Raw genomic sequence first — 12940 nt, 5'->3', positions numbered from 1 at the left:
ATTCATACCTTTTGATCCTAATATGAGCGAGTTGTTGCTCCTGGAGTGCGGGAGGTTGCGCGATGTCCACCCTCACGGTGTGGAAGTTCCGGACGGCCGAAGGCGCCGAGAGCGTCGAGGAGGCGCTGAAAGCCCTTCAGAAGGAAGGGCTGATCAAGATCCTCGACGCGGCGGTGGTCAGCTGGCCCGCCGACCGGGCCAAGCCGCGCACGAAACAGCTGCTCAACCTCGTCGGCGCCGGGGCCCTCAGCGGGACCTTCTGGGGCATGCTCTTCGGGCTGATCTTCCTCATGCCGCTGCTGGGCGCCGCCATCGGGGCAGCCGCCGGAGCGCTCGGCGGGAAGCTCGCGGACGTCGGCATCGACGACGACTTCATCGCCGAGGTCAAGGAGAAGGTGACGCCCGGAACCTCGGCGCTGTTCCTGCTGACCACGGACGAGGTGCCCGAGCGGATCGGCGCGCAGCTGCCCGGCGACGGCGCCGAACTCCTCCACAGCAACCTCGACACCGAGCGCGAGGCGAAGCTCCGCGACATCTTCGGCGACGAGACGGCATGACCCGCGCACACCCCCTTTCCTCACCCGGATCCCCTCTCTTGGATTGGACGGACCGTCCGTGAAAGCGAACCTCCCTGTGCGCCGGGCGCGCGGCCGCCTCGCCGCCCGCACCCTGGCCCCCCTCGCGGCGGCGGCCCTGCTGTTCGCCGGTGCGACGGCCTGCGACTCCGACACCAGCAGCGAAGGCACCGACCAGGGCGTCCACACGCTCACACCCGAGCCGGAGGAGTCGCCCGCCGAGTCACCGAGCCCGCGCACCCAGCAGAGCTTCGCGGCCTCGGTGTCCGCCGAATCCGAACGCGTACGCCAGGAGGCCGCCAAGCGGCTGGACGAGGTCGAGGGCCGGGGCAACGCGGTCGGCGACGTCTCGGTCAACGGACTGCCGGTCACCGCGTCCGAGGAGGTCCGCAGCGCGCTCGTCCGGGTCACCAACCCCACCGACAAGGCCGCGTTCTACGCCGTGAAGGTCGAGTTCGTCGACGCCGAGGACAAGGTCCTGGACACCGTGGTCGTCGGCGTGGAAGACGCGCCGCCGGACCGCACGGTCAACGTCCAGGCCAACAGCCGCAAGGCCGCAGGGGTGAAGACCTTCCCCCGGGTCGCCCAGGCCGAGCGCGGCTGAGGGGCCGGCGCCCATGAGTGCCGCCGACGCGGTGACCGACTCGCTCCAGAACCTGCGCGCCCGGTTCATCGACGTACGGGAGGGGAAGCCGGCCGACTACATTCCCCAGCTGGCCCTCGCCGACCCGGACGCCTTCGGGCTCGCGCTGGTCAGCATGGACGGACACCGCTACAGCGCGGGCGAGGCCGAGACCCCCTTCACCCTCCAGTCCGTCTCCAAACCGTTCGTCTACGCCCTCGCGCTCTCCCTCCTCGGCCTCGACGAGGTGAGCCGGTGGGTGGGCGCCGAGCCGAGCGGCGAGGCGTTCAACGCCATCAGCCTGGAACCCGATACGGGCCGGCCCGCCAACGCCATGGTCAACGCCGGAGCGATCGTCACCACCGCGCTGATCCCCGACACCCCGGACGAGCCCGCCTTCGACCGGATCCTGCGCTGCCTGAGCCACTTCGCCGGACGTGAACTCGACGTCGACGAGGAGGTGTTCAGCTCCGAATCGATGACCGGGGACCGCAACCGGGCACTGGCGTATCTGATCCGCTCCACCGGCACGATGCCCGTCGACCCGGTCCTGGCGGTCGACCGCTACTTCCGTCAGTGCGCGATCCGCGTCACCGCCGTCGACCTCGCCACGATGGCCGCGACCCTCGCCTACGGCGGCGTCAACCCGGTCACCGGCGAACAGGTCGTCTCCGCCGAGGTCGCGGCCCGGGTCCTCGCCGTCATGGCGACCTGCGGCATGTACGACGGCTCCGGCGAATGGCTGCTGCGCGTCGGGCTGCCCGCCAAGAGCGGAGTGTCCGGCGGCCTCATCGCGGTGGGCCCCGCCCGCTTCGGGGTCGCCACGTACAGCCCGCCGCTGGACGCCACCGGCGGTTCGGTACGCGGCCACGCCGCACTGGAGACGCTGTCGCAACGGTACGGACTGCACCTCATGCTCAACCCGGCGCTGCCCGGCTCCACCGTCACCCTCGTCACGACCGCCGACGATCTGCCGTCGGCGCCGTCGGCCGAGCACGAACGGGCCCTGCACGAACAGGTCGGCGTCGTCGTCGCCCAGGGGTCCATCGACTTCACGGCCGCCGAACGCGTGCTGTACGCCCTGGACGAGTCCGGTCCGAACGGCGGCTCCGTGGTGCTCGACCTGCACGACGTCACGGCCATCGACTCGGTGGCCCTGGCCATGCTGCACACCGGTCTCGCGCGGCTCACCTCCGACGGGCGGCGCGCGGCGGTCGTCGATCCGCGCGATCTGCTGGGTCCGCCCGATGTCGTCCGGCGGGGGACCGGTCAGGACCTGCCGCGCTTCGCCACCCGAGAGGCTGCCGTCGAAGGCTGCGCACAGGCCCTGGCCGGGGAGGGCTGAGCCGGCTCCACCGGTGCGGGCTCCCGCCGCACGTGGCGCTGGCCGTGATTGCTGGCCGGCGGTTCTTCCGCTCCGAGGCCGACGACGTCATTCACGTCGAGAAACCGGCTGGCGGTCAGTCTCCTCGCGTCGGGGTCGGGGGCGCTCGGTTCGTTCCGTCATAGAGTCCTTCCCGTCGTAGGAGACGGCCGGGTCTGCCGGGAGCCCCGGTGCCACGACACGCTGGTGTCCCACCATGAGGAGTGACGACCTGTATGCCGCGCACGACGACGCCCGACGGGATCGATATCGCCTATCAGGTCCAGGGCGGGGGGACGGCGCCGCTGGTCCTGCTGGCGGGCCAGGCGAACAACCACCGCTGGTGGGACGGGGTGCGTGAGGACTTCCACGCCGATCGCAGCACCATCACGCTCGACTACCGCGGTACGGGGCAGAGCGACAAGCCCGACACCCCGTACAGCACCGAGCTGTTCGCCCAGGACGTGGTCGCGGTGCTCGACGACCTCGGCATCGACCGGGCCGACGTCTACGGCACCTCCATGGGCGGGCGCGTGGCCCAGCAGCTCGCGGCCCGCCATCCGGACCGGGTGCGCGCCCTGGTGCTCGGGTGCACGTCGCCCGGCGGACCGCATGCGGTGGAACGCACCGGCGAGGTGCGCCGGTCGCTGGTGCAGACGCAGCCGGGTGCGGCGCGGCGGGCCCTGCTGGAGCTGATGTACACCCCGGCCTGGCTGGAGGCGAACCCCGGGCCGTACCGGACGCTCGGCGACCCGGGCATGCCCGCGCACGCCCAGCGCCGCCACCTGGTGGCGAGCAATGAGCACGATGCGTGGCATCTCCTGCCGGGCATCGACGCCCCCACGCTGGTCGTGCACGGCAGCGACGACCTGCTCAACCCCGCCGCCAACGCCCCTCTGCTCGCAGGCCGTATCCCCGGCGCCCGCCTGCACATGATCCCCGGTGCGCGGCACGCCTTTTTCGAGGAGTTCCGCGTCGTCGCGAGCCCGCTCGTCCTGGACTTCCTCATCTCGTAGACGGCACGGGACGTGCTCGCGGACTCCACCCGCGGCTCGTAGATCACGTGGTCACGCGTGTTCACGGGGTCACGCGTGTTCACGGGGTGAGGGCCGGAGAAACCGACCCCCACCACGCGTCAGAGCGCGCCTTGTCCGCGGATCTCAGCAAGAACCCGTAAGTGGTGCTCATATGCAGGTGGCACCGAGGACGTGGCGCGGCTTTCGAGAACCTACGACCAGATGGAGCCGACCCACTCGGGGTGGTCGATGAACGGGTTCCGGTTGTGCTGGAACTGCTCGAATATGACGTCGTTGCGGCGCTTCTCGAAGGTGTCCGGCGGGTCCTCCTGGCTCCACTGCTTCAGGACGGACAGCTTGCCCATCTTCGGGGCGGAGCCGTTGTTCACCTGGTCGTTGGGTTCGAGGTCGGCGAAGGAGTCGTCGCCCTCGTAGCGCACGGCCATGTAGAGGATCATGCGGGCGACGTCGCCCTTGACCTCGTCGCGCGGTTCGAAGGAGTCGCTGTCGGTGAAGTTGCCGGGCGCGTTGGACAGTTCGCTTCCGCCGTTGTCGAAGTCCTTGTTGCCGCGCGTGGAGTTGACCTGGACGTCCGTGGGCCGCAGATGGTGGACGTCGGTGCCCGGGCCCGTCGCCGTGCCGAAGTCGCCGTGCGACTTGGCCCAGACGTGCTCCCGGTTCCACTGGCCCGAGTTGCCGCCGTTGTCGTTCTTGGACTGGGAGCGCCCGGTGTACAGCAGAACGACGTTGGAGGAGTTGGCGGGATCCTCGTCGGTGGCCTTGAGGGCGTCCCACACCTGGCTGTAGGAGAGCTTGGTCTGGTCGCTGATGATCGTGTGCAGGGCGGATTTCAGCTCGGCCCCGGTCTTGCCGAGCGCGTCCTGGTAGTACGTGTCGTCGAGGGCGGCGGAGACGGCGGTGTGACGGTCGGGCGCGTCGTCCGCGGGCGCCGCGGCGGCGGTGCCGGTGAGTACGGTGACGGCCGCCGCGGCGGCCAGCAGTGGACGCGCGTAGAACGAATGACGACGGGACATGTGGGGTGTCCTCTCCGGAACGCGGGCGTCGCGACGGGCCCTGGGTGGGGGCCTGTGCGGCGGCCGTGCGGTAGGTGGTCAGCCGGGAGCCTTCCACACGCACCGTGCTCCAGGAGTGAACACTCTGTATCCATCATGTGCAGGTCAAGAGAGGGTTGGTCGGAACCGGTCGCGGACGGCACTCCGCCCCCGGCGGAAGGGCTCCCGGGGGCGGACGGGACAGCTGTGACCGATGGGGTCCGGCGCTGTCCGGTGCTATCCGGCGGCCCAGTCGCGCAGCGCCCGCACCGACGCGAAGTCGGCAACGTTCCGGTCGAGCGGATCGTCGGTGTACTGGTGGATGCGCCAGTCCGCCTCGATGCGGGGCTTGCCCGCGGCGACGTAGTCGGCGATCCACAGGCCGTCGCCCGCGTAGCCGGTGGTGTCGTGGTTGAGCCAGAAGGAGCGGTTGCAGTAGAGCAGGACCCGGTGATCGGGCCGCTGCCGCTTCACCTCGCGGATGAACCGGTCCTTCTCCGCGTTGCTCGCGCGCGTGCCGCCGCCGGTCTGCTCCCAGTCGACCGCCAGCAGATCGCCCGCCTTCTCCGGCGTCTTGGCCAGGAAGTACGCCACCTGATCCGTCACGTCCCCCGGCCAGAGGAAGTGGTAGAAGCCGACGACGCACTCGGCGTCCCGGGCCCGCTTCACCTGCGCGTCCATGCGCGGATTGACATAGGTGCGGCCTTCGGTGGACTTGACGATGACGAAGTCGAGACCGTCCGTGTCGTAGGAGGGCTGATAAGCGCTGACATCGACGCCGTGGAGCATGGGCACCGCCTCGGGAGATGGAGCAGGAACGTCCCTCTCCTGCCCACTCCCCGGGGGTGCCAAGGGCTGATTCACCCTTCCGGGGAAGAGCCCGCGGGCCCCCTCGGATGCGGTCGGGTCCGTGCGGCGCGAGAATTGCCGCAAGGACGAGGAGGCGGCATGAGCGAAGAGCCCGAATCCGTATCCGCGCCGGTGTCCGGGCCGGGGGGCGTCACCCCCGACCGGTTCCTGCACACCGGCGCGAGCGACCGACCGAGCGCGGAGGACCTGGTGCTCGCCTCCGGGCGGGACCTGACGCCCGAGACCCTGGAATGGGCGCGGCGCAAGCTGGCCGCCGAGGGGCGGTCGGCCATCGACAAACAACTGCCCTGACGGTTCCCGAGGGCCCGTGGGAGCACCCGGCGGGCGGTGCGCGGAGCCGTGACGCCGAGGTGACGGCGGCCGAGGAGCCGGGGAGCGTGTGGGGCGCCCCCGGTTCCCTCGGCTAGCCTGAGTGACATATGAACCGTTTGACGACCTCGCAGGGCGCTTTTGACCTCGCCCGCTTCCCCGAGCACCCGCGCGACCCCTTCCGGGCGTGGGACGCCGCCGACGAATATCTGCTCCGGCAGCTGACGGACCCCGAGACGGGCCCGGTCGACCTCTCGGGGACGGTGGCCGTCGTGGGGGACCGGTGGGGGGCGCTCGCCACCGCGCTGGCCACCCACCGGCCGGTCCAGATCAGCGACTCCTACCTGGCCCGGCGCGCCACCCTCGCCAACCTCGCGCGCAACGGCCTGGACACCGACGCCGTACGTCAGCTGTCCTCCCGCGACACCCCGCCGGACCGGATCGACGTCCTGATCGTCCGGGTGCCCAAGTCCCTGGCGTTCCTGGAGGACCAGCTGCACCGGCTCGCCCCGGCCGTCCACCCCGGCACCGTGGTCATCGGCACCGGCATGGTCAAGGAGATCCACACCTCCACGCTCAAGCTTTTCGAGCGGATCATCGGCCCGACCCGCACCTCCCTCGCGGTGCGCAAGGCGCGGCTCATCTTCAGCACCCCGGACACCGGGCTCCCGCGTACGCCGAGCCCCTGGCCGTACCGCTACGAACTGCCCGCCGACGTGGGCCCCGTCGCGGGCCTGACCACCGTCAACCACGCGGGAATCTTCTGCGCCGAGCGCCTCGACATCGGCACCCGCTTCTTCCTGAAGCACCTGCCCACCCGCGGCGGGGCCGTCCGGATCGTCGACCTGGGTTGCGGCAACGGCGTCCTCGGGCTCTCCGCCGCCCGAGCCAACCCCGACGCGCACCTCACCTTCGTCGACGAGTCCTACGGGGCGGTCGCCTCCGCCGAGGAGACCTTCCGGGCCGGCGCGCCGGACGGCGCGAAAGCCGACTTCCTGGTCGCCGACGGCCTCGGCGACCTCGAACCGGGCAGCGTCGACCTGGTGCTGAACAACCCGCCCTTCCACTCGCACCTGGCGACCACCGACGCCACCGCCCGCACGATGTTCGCCGGTGCGCGGACCGCGCTGCGGCAGGGCGGCGAACTCTGGGTCGTCGGCAACCGGCACCTCTCGTACCACACCCAGCTGCGCCGGATCTTCGGCAACTGCACCACGGTCGCGGGCGATCCGAAGTTCGTGGTGCTGCGCGCCGTCAAGCGCTGACGCCGGTCCCCGCGTCCCGGCCCTTCCGGATTCTTGCAACAGGTTCTACTGTGTGCGCCGCCGCACACGGGGACGCCGACGCGAGACTCTGGAGGGGCCGTGCACCTCGAATACACACCTGAGCAGCAGCGGCTGCGTACCGAACTGCGCACCTACTTCGCGACCCTGGTGCCCGACAACGCCTACGCCCGCTACGCGGAACCCGCCGCCCAGAAGCGCTTCTACCGCGAGACGGTCCGCAGGCTCGGCGCCGACGGCTGGCTGGGGGTCGGCTGGCCGAAGGAGTACGGCGGCCGGGGGCTGACCCCGATGGAACAGTTCATCTTCTTCGACGAGGCCGCCCAGGCCGGCGTTCCGCTGCCGCTGATGGCCCTCAACACCGTCGGCCCCACGATCATGCAGTTCGGCACCGACGAGCAGAAGGCCCACTTCCTGCCCGGCATCCTGGCCGGCGAGATCGACTTCGCGATCGGCTACAGCGAACCGGACGCGGGCACCGACCTCGCCGCCCTCAAGACCCGCGCGGTCCGCGAGGGCGACACCTACGTGGTCAACGGCCAGAAGATCTGGACCACCAACGGCGACACCGCCGACTGGGTCTGGCTCGCCGTCCGCACCGACCCCGACGCCCCGCCGCACAAGGGCATCACCATGCTCCTGGTCCCCACGAGCGACCCGGGCTACTCCTGCACCCTGATCAACACCCTCGCCTCGCACGACACGACCGCCAGCTACTACGAGAACATCCGCGTCCCGGTCTCCCGTCGCGTCGGCGAGGAGAACAAGGGCTGGCGGCTCATCACCAACCAGCTCAACCACGAACGCGTCACCCTCGCCGCCCACGGCACGATGGCGGTCCGCGCCCTGCACAACGTCCAGCGCTGGGCCGCCGACACCAAGCTCGCCGACGGCCGCCGGGTCATCGACCTCGGCTGGGTCCGCGCCCTGCTCGCCCGCACCCACACCCGCCTCGACGCGATGAAACTCCTCAACTGGCAGATGGTCGCCGCCCTCCAGGACAACACCCTCACCCCCCAGGACGCGTCGGCCGTCAAGGTCTACGGCTCCGAGGCCCGCCGGGACGCCTACGCCTGGCTGATGGAGATCGTCGGCTCCGCGGGCGCGCTGAAGGAGGGCTCGGCCGGTGCGGTGCTCCACGGCGAACTGGAACGCGGCTACCGCTCGGCCGTGATCTTCACCTTCGGCGGCGGCAACAACGAGATCCAGCGGGAGATCATCTCGTGGATCGGGCTGGGGATGCCACGCGTGCGGCGGTGACCACGGGCCGGAGCACCGAGCGGCGCCCCGGCCCGGCCGGCCCCGTCGCCGTCAGTTGATCGCCGGACCGGAGCCGTTGAGCCACACCCACGGGGCCCAGTCGGAGAAGCCGGTCTGCCAGGTGTGGTAGACGCCCGCATGGCTGGTCCCGAAGACCTCCAGGCGGCCGTCGGCGTTGGTGGCGGCGGTGATGTCCGTGCCGCCGGTGCCGATGGGCGCCCAGTCGCTGAAGGGGGCGTTGATCCCGGTCTGCCAGGCGTGGACGGCGGTCTCCCCGCTGATCGCGAAGACCTCCACCCGGCCGTCGGCGGTGCGTTCGCTGGTGAGCTTCGCGTCGGCCGGGCCGCCGGTCCCCACCCACCTCGACCAGGAGGTCGGGCTCTCCTGGTACCGGTGGAAGATGCCCTCCGGTCCGGAGGCGAACACCTCCAGGCGCCCGTCGGCGTTGTGGTCCACCGTCAGATCGTGGCCGCCCTCGCCGAAGCCTTCCCAGGCGGACCAGCCGCCACTGGGGGCGAGCTGGTACTGGTGCTCGAAAACGGTGCCGTTGAGCGCGAACACCTCAAGGCGGCCGTCGGGGGACTTCTCCATTTCCAGACGCGCGTCGACGGGACCGCCACCGGTGAACTCCCAGCCCGACCAGCCGGCGTTCGGTTCGGTCTGGTACCGGTGGTACACGCCCTTCGGGCCCGAGGCGAAGACCTCGATACGGCCGTCGGCGTTCGTTCCGGCGGCGATGTACCGTCCGGCGGTGCCGAATTCCTCCCAGCCTGACCACTCCTTGGACGGGCCGGTCTGATAGATGTGCTGGGCCGTCTCGCCGTTGATCGCCAGCAGCTCCAGCCGGCCGTCCGCGTTGGGCGCGATGGCCATCTGCGCGTTGCGCGGTCCGCCGAGCGGCCGCCAGGCCGACCAGCCGCCGTTCACCTCGGTCTGCCAGGCGTGATGGACCCCGTCCGCGCCGGCCGCGAAGGTCTCCAGCCGGCCGTCGGCCGACCGTGCGGACACCACCCGGCCCGTCTCGGAGGGGCTGACGACGCGGTGGGCGGGAGCCTCGACGACCTTCCTGTAGCGGAACGGCTTGGCGACGAACCGGCCCCCGCTCGTGGTGTAGTTGATCGGCCGCTCGTAGCGGACGGACCCGGCCCCGCCCATCTCCTCCATGGTGAAGAAGCGCGTGTGCTGCTGGTTGGCCCAGCCGGCGAACAGCACGACGTGCCCCGCGTCGCCCCCGGTTCCCGGCCCGAGCGTGCCGACGGCGTCCCCGGGCTTCAGATCCTCCCAGCCGATCGGGTCCATGAACTCGGGCAGGGTGACCGTACTGGGGGACGAGGCCAGGTGCAGGGCCATGGAGACGAAGCCCGAGCAGTCGGTGCGGTAGTGCCTGCCCTGCAGGTCCGGGTGGGAGTCGTTCTGGTTGTAGTAGACGTTCAGATCCACCCAGTGCTGGGCCCGGAGAAGGATCTCGTCGCGGCTGATCGGGCCGCCCACGTCCGAGCGGACGCGCTGGGCGGAGCGGAGGCCGTCGCGTCCGGTGGCACCGGCCGCGGATCCGGTCGCGAGGACGCCCGCGCCGGCGAGGGACAGCGCGGCCGAGAATCCACCGGCGGCTCTGAGCAGTGCTCTGCGGGAGGGATGGTGTGCGCTCACAACGGGCTCCTGGTCGGTAGCGGTACGAGGCACGTACGAGAGGGGGACCGCCGTGATCGTGCCGGGTCGCCGAGTGATCGCGCCGGGTCACGGTGTGGTCGCGCCGAAGGTAGCCGAGAGAGGGGCGGCCCGGGGATCCGGAGAATTGCGGATGGACGGCCGCGGCCCGTCCGGCTAAGGCCGGTGACGCGAAGCCTGTCGGGCCGTCAAGCGCGATGCCCCTTTGCGTCTTTGGCTCGCCGGGCCTAGGCCCGTCAGGTCCGTCAGGCCCGCCGGACACGCTCTAGAGGACATGAGCCGGTTCTGTCAGTCCGTAAGGTTCCGGATACTCCTCCCGGGCGTGGCTCGCTAGCTTCCGAACGCCGGTGTCGCTGTGAAGGCAGCCGGGTCCTCAGCCAGCCCGCCCACAGGAGGTCACCTTGACCGCGCAGCACCCCACCCGCAGAAGCATCCTCAAGTCCGCCGGCGGACTCACCGCCGCGGCGGCCCTGGGCGCCGGCGGCGTTCTCGCGTCGGCGTCGCCGGCCGCGGCGGTCGGCGACGGCTTCGGCCTGCGTATCACGGAGCGCGGCGAGCAGGATCACCGGATGTGGTACTACCGGTTCCAGACCTCCGCCATCGGCGGCTGGACCCCGGCCGTCAACGTCCTGCTGCCCGACGGCTACCACACCAGCGGGCGCCGCTACCCCGTCCTCTATCTGTTCCACGGCGGCCTGGAGGACTTCATCACCTTCGACGCGCATCACGACATCCGGGGCCTGACCGCCTGGAAGGACCTCATCGTCGTGATGCCCGACGGCGGGCGCGCCGGCTGGTACTCCAACCCGGTGAACACCAACGTCGGGGCCCGGGACTGGGAGCACTTCCACATCGCTCAGCTCCTCCCGTGGGTCGACGCCAACTTCCGTACGTACGCCGAGTACGACGGCCGGGCCGTCTCCGGCTTCTCCATGGGCGGCTTCGGCGCCCTGAAGTACGCGGCCAAGTACTACGGCCACTTCGCCTCGGTCAGCGCCCACTCCGGCCCGGCCAACCTGCGCGGGGGCAACGGCGACCTGGTGACCCACTGGGCCAACGCCTCCTCCGCCGCCGTGGAGCTGGGCGGCGGCACCATCTACGGCGTGCCCTTCTGGGACCAGGCCCGGGTCAGCGCGGACAACCCGTGCGAGCGCGTCGAGAGCTACCGCAACAAGCGGGTCTTCCTGGTCGCCGGCACCAGCCCCCAGGACATCCAGGGATACGCCAACGAGACCGTGGTGCTCGCCACCCAGCGGGAGTTCAGGTGGCACCTCGACCGCGCGGGCATCCCCCACGAGCCCCACGAGGTGGACGGCGGCCACTGGGTCCGCCGGGACCTGCTGGAGCGCGACATCAACGGTGTCATCGCCCGCCTGCGCAAGGCATGACGGGGGGCCTCGGGTGATGTCCGTCGTTCTCCGAGGCATGTCCGGGCGGGTGCTCGGGCTGCTTCTCGCGCTGACCGTGATCCTTCTGCCGGGGCTCGCCGCCGGCTCACCCGCCGGGGCGCAGACCCTTTCCTCCCCGGTCCCGGCCCGGGCAATAGGCGCCGCCGACGCGAGCGACCTGTGTGCCCAGGTCGGATACCACGCCGGCTTCCGGGGCGAGAGCCTGGTGACCGCCGTCGCCGTCGCCCTGGCGGAGTCCAGCTGCAATCCGCAGGCGTACAACCGCACGAACAACACGCCCCCGTCCACCGACCGCGGACTGTGGCAGATCAATGACTACTGGCATGCCGAGGTCAGCGACGCCTGTGCCTATGACGCGCAGTGCAATGCGAACGAGGCCTTCCGTATTTCCTCCAGGGGTACGGACTGGAGCCCCTGGTCCACCTACAACCAGGGCCACCATCAGCGGCACATGGGCACGGCGCGTGGAGCCGTGGACCGTCTCGACCATCCCGGGCCCGGTCCCGCGCCGCTGGTGTATCCGGCGGAGTCGGGCCGTGTGGTGTCCGCGCGGTCGGCGGACGGGCGTCTCGAGGTCTTCGCCGCGGGGGCCGACGGCGTGCACCACGCATGGCAGGAGAACATCAACGGCACCTGGTCGGAGTGGGAGTTCATCGCCGGGCCCGCAGGAGCGGAGCTGGCGATCGGGCCGAACGCCGACGGCCGGCTGGAGGTGTTCGCGATCAACGACCGGATCCTCCAGCACCGCTACCAGGACCGGCCCTCCGGCGGCTGGTCCGGCTGGGAGGACTTCGGCGAAGGCGGCCACGACCTCGCTGTGGGCTCCAACAACGACGGCCGTCTTGAGGTCTTCGCCTCCGGCCCCGAGGACGTGTTCCACCGGTTCCAGACGGCCCCCAACAGCGGCTGGTCGGGCTGGGAAGGGACCGGCGGCGGTCCGGGGAGGAGCCGTATCGAGCTGGCGAAGGCGCCGGACGGCCGGCTGGAGGTGTTCGCCCTCAACGCCGAGGTCTTCCAGCATCTGTACCAGACGGCCGTGAACGGCGGCTGGTCAGCCTGGGAGGACTTCGGCACCGGTGGTCATGACCTGACCGTCGACCACAACCAGGACGGCCGGCTCGAAGTGTTCGCCTCCGGGCCCGTCGGCGTCTTCCACAGGTACCAGACCGGCCCCACGAGCTGGTCCGGCTGGAAGGAGACCGGTGGCCTCGCCGACTCCCGGCTGACCAGTCAGCGCACCGTGGACGGGCGGGTCGAGGTGTTCGCGATCAACGCGAGCGAGGCCCAGCACATGTGGCAGACCGGGGTGAACGCCTCGTACAGCCCGTGGGAGTCCTTCGGTACCGGCGGCACGGAGATCACCGCCGCGGCCAACGCCGACGGCCGGATCGAGGTCTTCGGGACCAACCCCACCGGGGTCTACCACCGCTGGCAGACCGGCTTCTCCACCTGGTCCCGGTGGGGCTGGCTCAAGGAGACCGCCGGACCCGCGGTCACCTGACGGCGGCGTACC

At 70.9% G+C, this 12940-nt stretch carries 12 protein-coding genes; 9 read left to right on the top strand and 3 right to left on the bottom strand.

The features are described 5' to 3' along the window. Nucleotides 1-62: 62 nt before the first annotated feature. The 4 genes from KV381_RS01135 (at nt 63) to KV381_RS01120 (ending at nt 3576) form a co-directional block, all read left to right on the top strand. Complete coding sequence (locus KV381_RS01135; RefSeq protein WP_030629795.1) at nt 63-557, top strand: DUF1269 domain-containing protein; 495 nt, start codon at nt 63-65, stop codon at nt 555-557. 58 nt (nt 558-615) lie between these two features. After that, nucleotides 616-1179 (top strand): hypothetical protein, encoded by a 564-nt coding sequence (locus KV381_RS01130; protein WP_030629798.1) that lies wholly within the window; start codon nt 616-618, stop codon nt 1177-1179. A 13-nt stretch (nt 1180-1192) separates the two neighbouring features. After that, nucleotides 1193-2542, top strand: coding sequence for a glutaminase A (gene glsA / locus KV381_RS01125; protein WP_218784261.1), 1350 nt, complete (start codon nt 1193-1195; stop codon nt 2540-2542). A 254-nt stretch (nt 2543-2796) separates the two neighbouring features. After that, nucleotides 2797-3576 carry an alpha/beta fold hydrolase gene (locus KV381_RS01120; protein ID WP_218784260.1) on the top strand — a complete coding sequence of 260 codons (780 nt, stop codon included), beginning with the start codon at nt 2797-2799 and terminating at the stop codon, nt 3574-3576. 212 nt (nt 3577-3788) lie between these two features. Here the strand turns inward: KV381_RS01120 and KV381_RS01115 are convergent, their stop codons facing one another. Then, entirely contained in the window at nt 3789-4610 is an 822-nt protein-coding gene (locus tag KV381_RS01115) for an endonuclease I family protein (RefSeq protein WP_030086419.1), read from the bottom strand. Nucleotides 4611-4865: 255 nt separating this feature from the next. Then, a complete protein-coding gene (locus KV381_RS01110; protein WP_030086421.1) occupies nt 4866-5417 on the bottom strand; it encodes a GH25 family lysozyme in 552 nt (183 codons plus the stop codon). Nucleotides 5418-5576: 159 nt separating this feature from the next. Here KV381_RS01110 and KV381_RS01105 point away from each other — a divergent pair, with 159 nt between their 5' ends. From KV381_RS01105 to KV381_RS01095, 3 genes are all read left to right on the top strand, one after another. Beyond that, entirely contained in the window at nt 5577-5789 is a 213-nt protein-coding gene (locus KV381_RS01105; RefSeq protein ID WP_030086423.1) for a hypothetical protein, read from the top strand. A gap of 128 nt (nt 5790-5917) precedes the next feature. After that, nucleotides 5918-7072, top strand: a complete 1155-nt coding sequence (locus KV381_RS01100) for a methyltransferase (protein WP_030629801.1) — start codon at nt 5918-5920, stop codon at nt 7070-7072. 99 nt (nt 7073-7171) lie between these two features. Continuing rightward, complete coding sequence (locus KV381_RS01095) at nt 7172-8350, top strand: acyl-CoA dehydrogenase family protein (protein ID WP_030086427.1); 1179 nt, start codon at nt 7172-7174, stop codon at nt 8348-8350. Nucleotides 8351-8401: 51 nt separating this feature from the next. Here the strand turns inward: KV381_RS01095 and KV381_RS36285 are convergent, their stop codons facing one another. Then, complete coding sequence (locus KV381_RS36285) at nt 8402-10000, bottom strand: hypothetical protein (RefSeq protein ID WP_230543891.1); 1599 nt, start codon at nt 9998-10000, stop codon at nt 8402-8404. A gap of 419 nt (nt 10001-10419) precedes the next feature. Between KV381_RS36285 and KV381_RS01085 the strand changes: the two genes are divergently transcribed. Together KV381_RS01085 and KV381_RS01080 are read left to right on the top strand one after the other, a co-directional pair. Continuing rightward, nucleotides 10420-11406, top strand: a complete 987-nt coding sequence (locus tag KV381_RS01085) for an alpha/beta hydrolase family protein (protein WP_103538363.1) — start codon at nt 10420-10422, stop codon at nt 11404-11406. A 16-nt stretch (nt 11407-11422) separates the two neighbouring features. Then, a complete protein-coding gene (locus KV381_RS01080) occupies nt 11423-12928 on the top strand; it encodes a transglycosylase SLT domain-containing protein (protein WP_193463990.1) in 1506 nt (501 codons plus the stop codon). Nucleotides 12929-12940 lie beyond the last annotated feature (12 nt).

This window comes from Streptomyces sp. WY228, from assembly GCF_019287315.1.
GTDB classification, from domain to species: Bacteria; Actinomycetota; Actinomycetes; order Streptomycetales; family Streptomycetaceae; genus Streptomyces; species Streptomyces caviscabies.
Note: the sequence above shows the minus strand (reverse complement) of the source record. Positions and strands in the feature narration are given on the sequence as shown.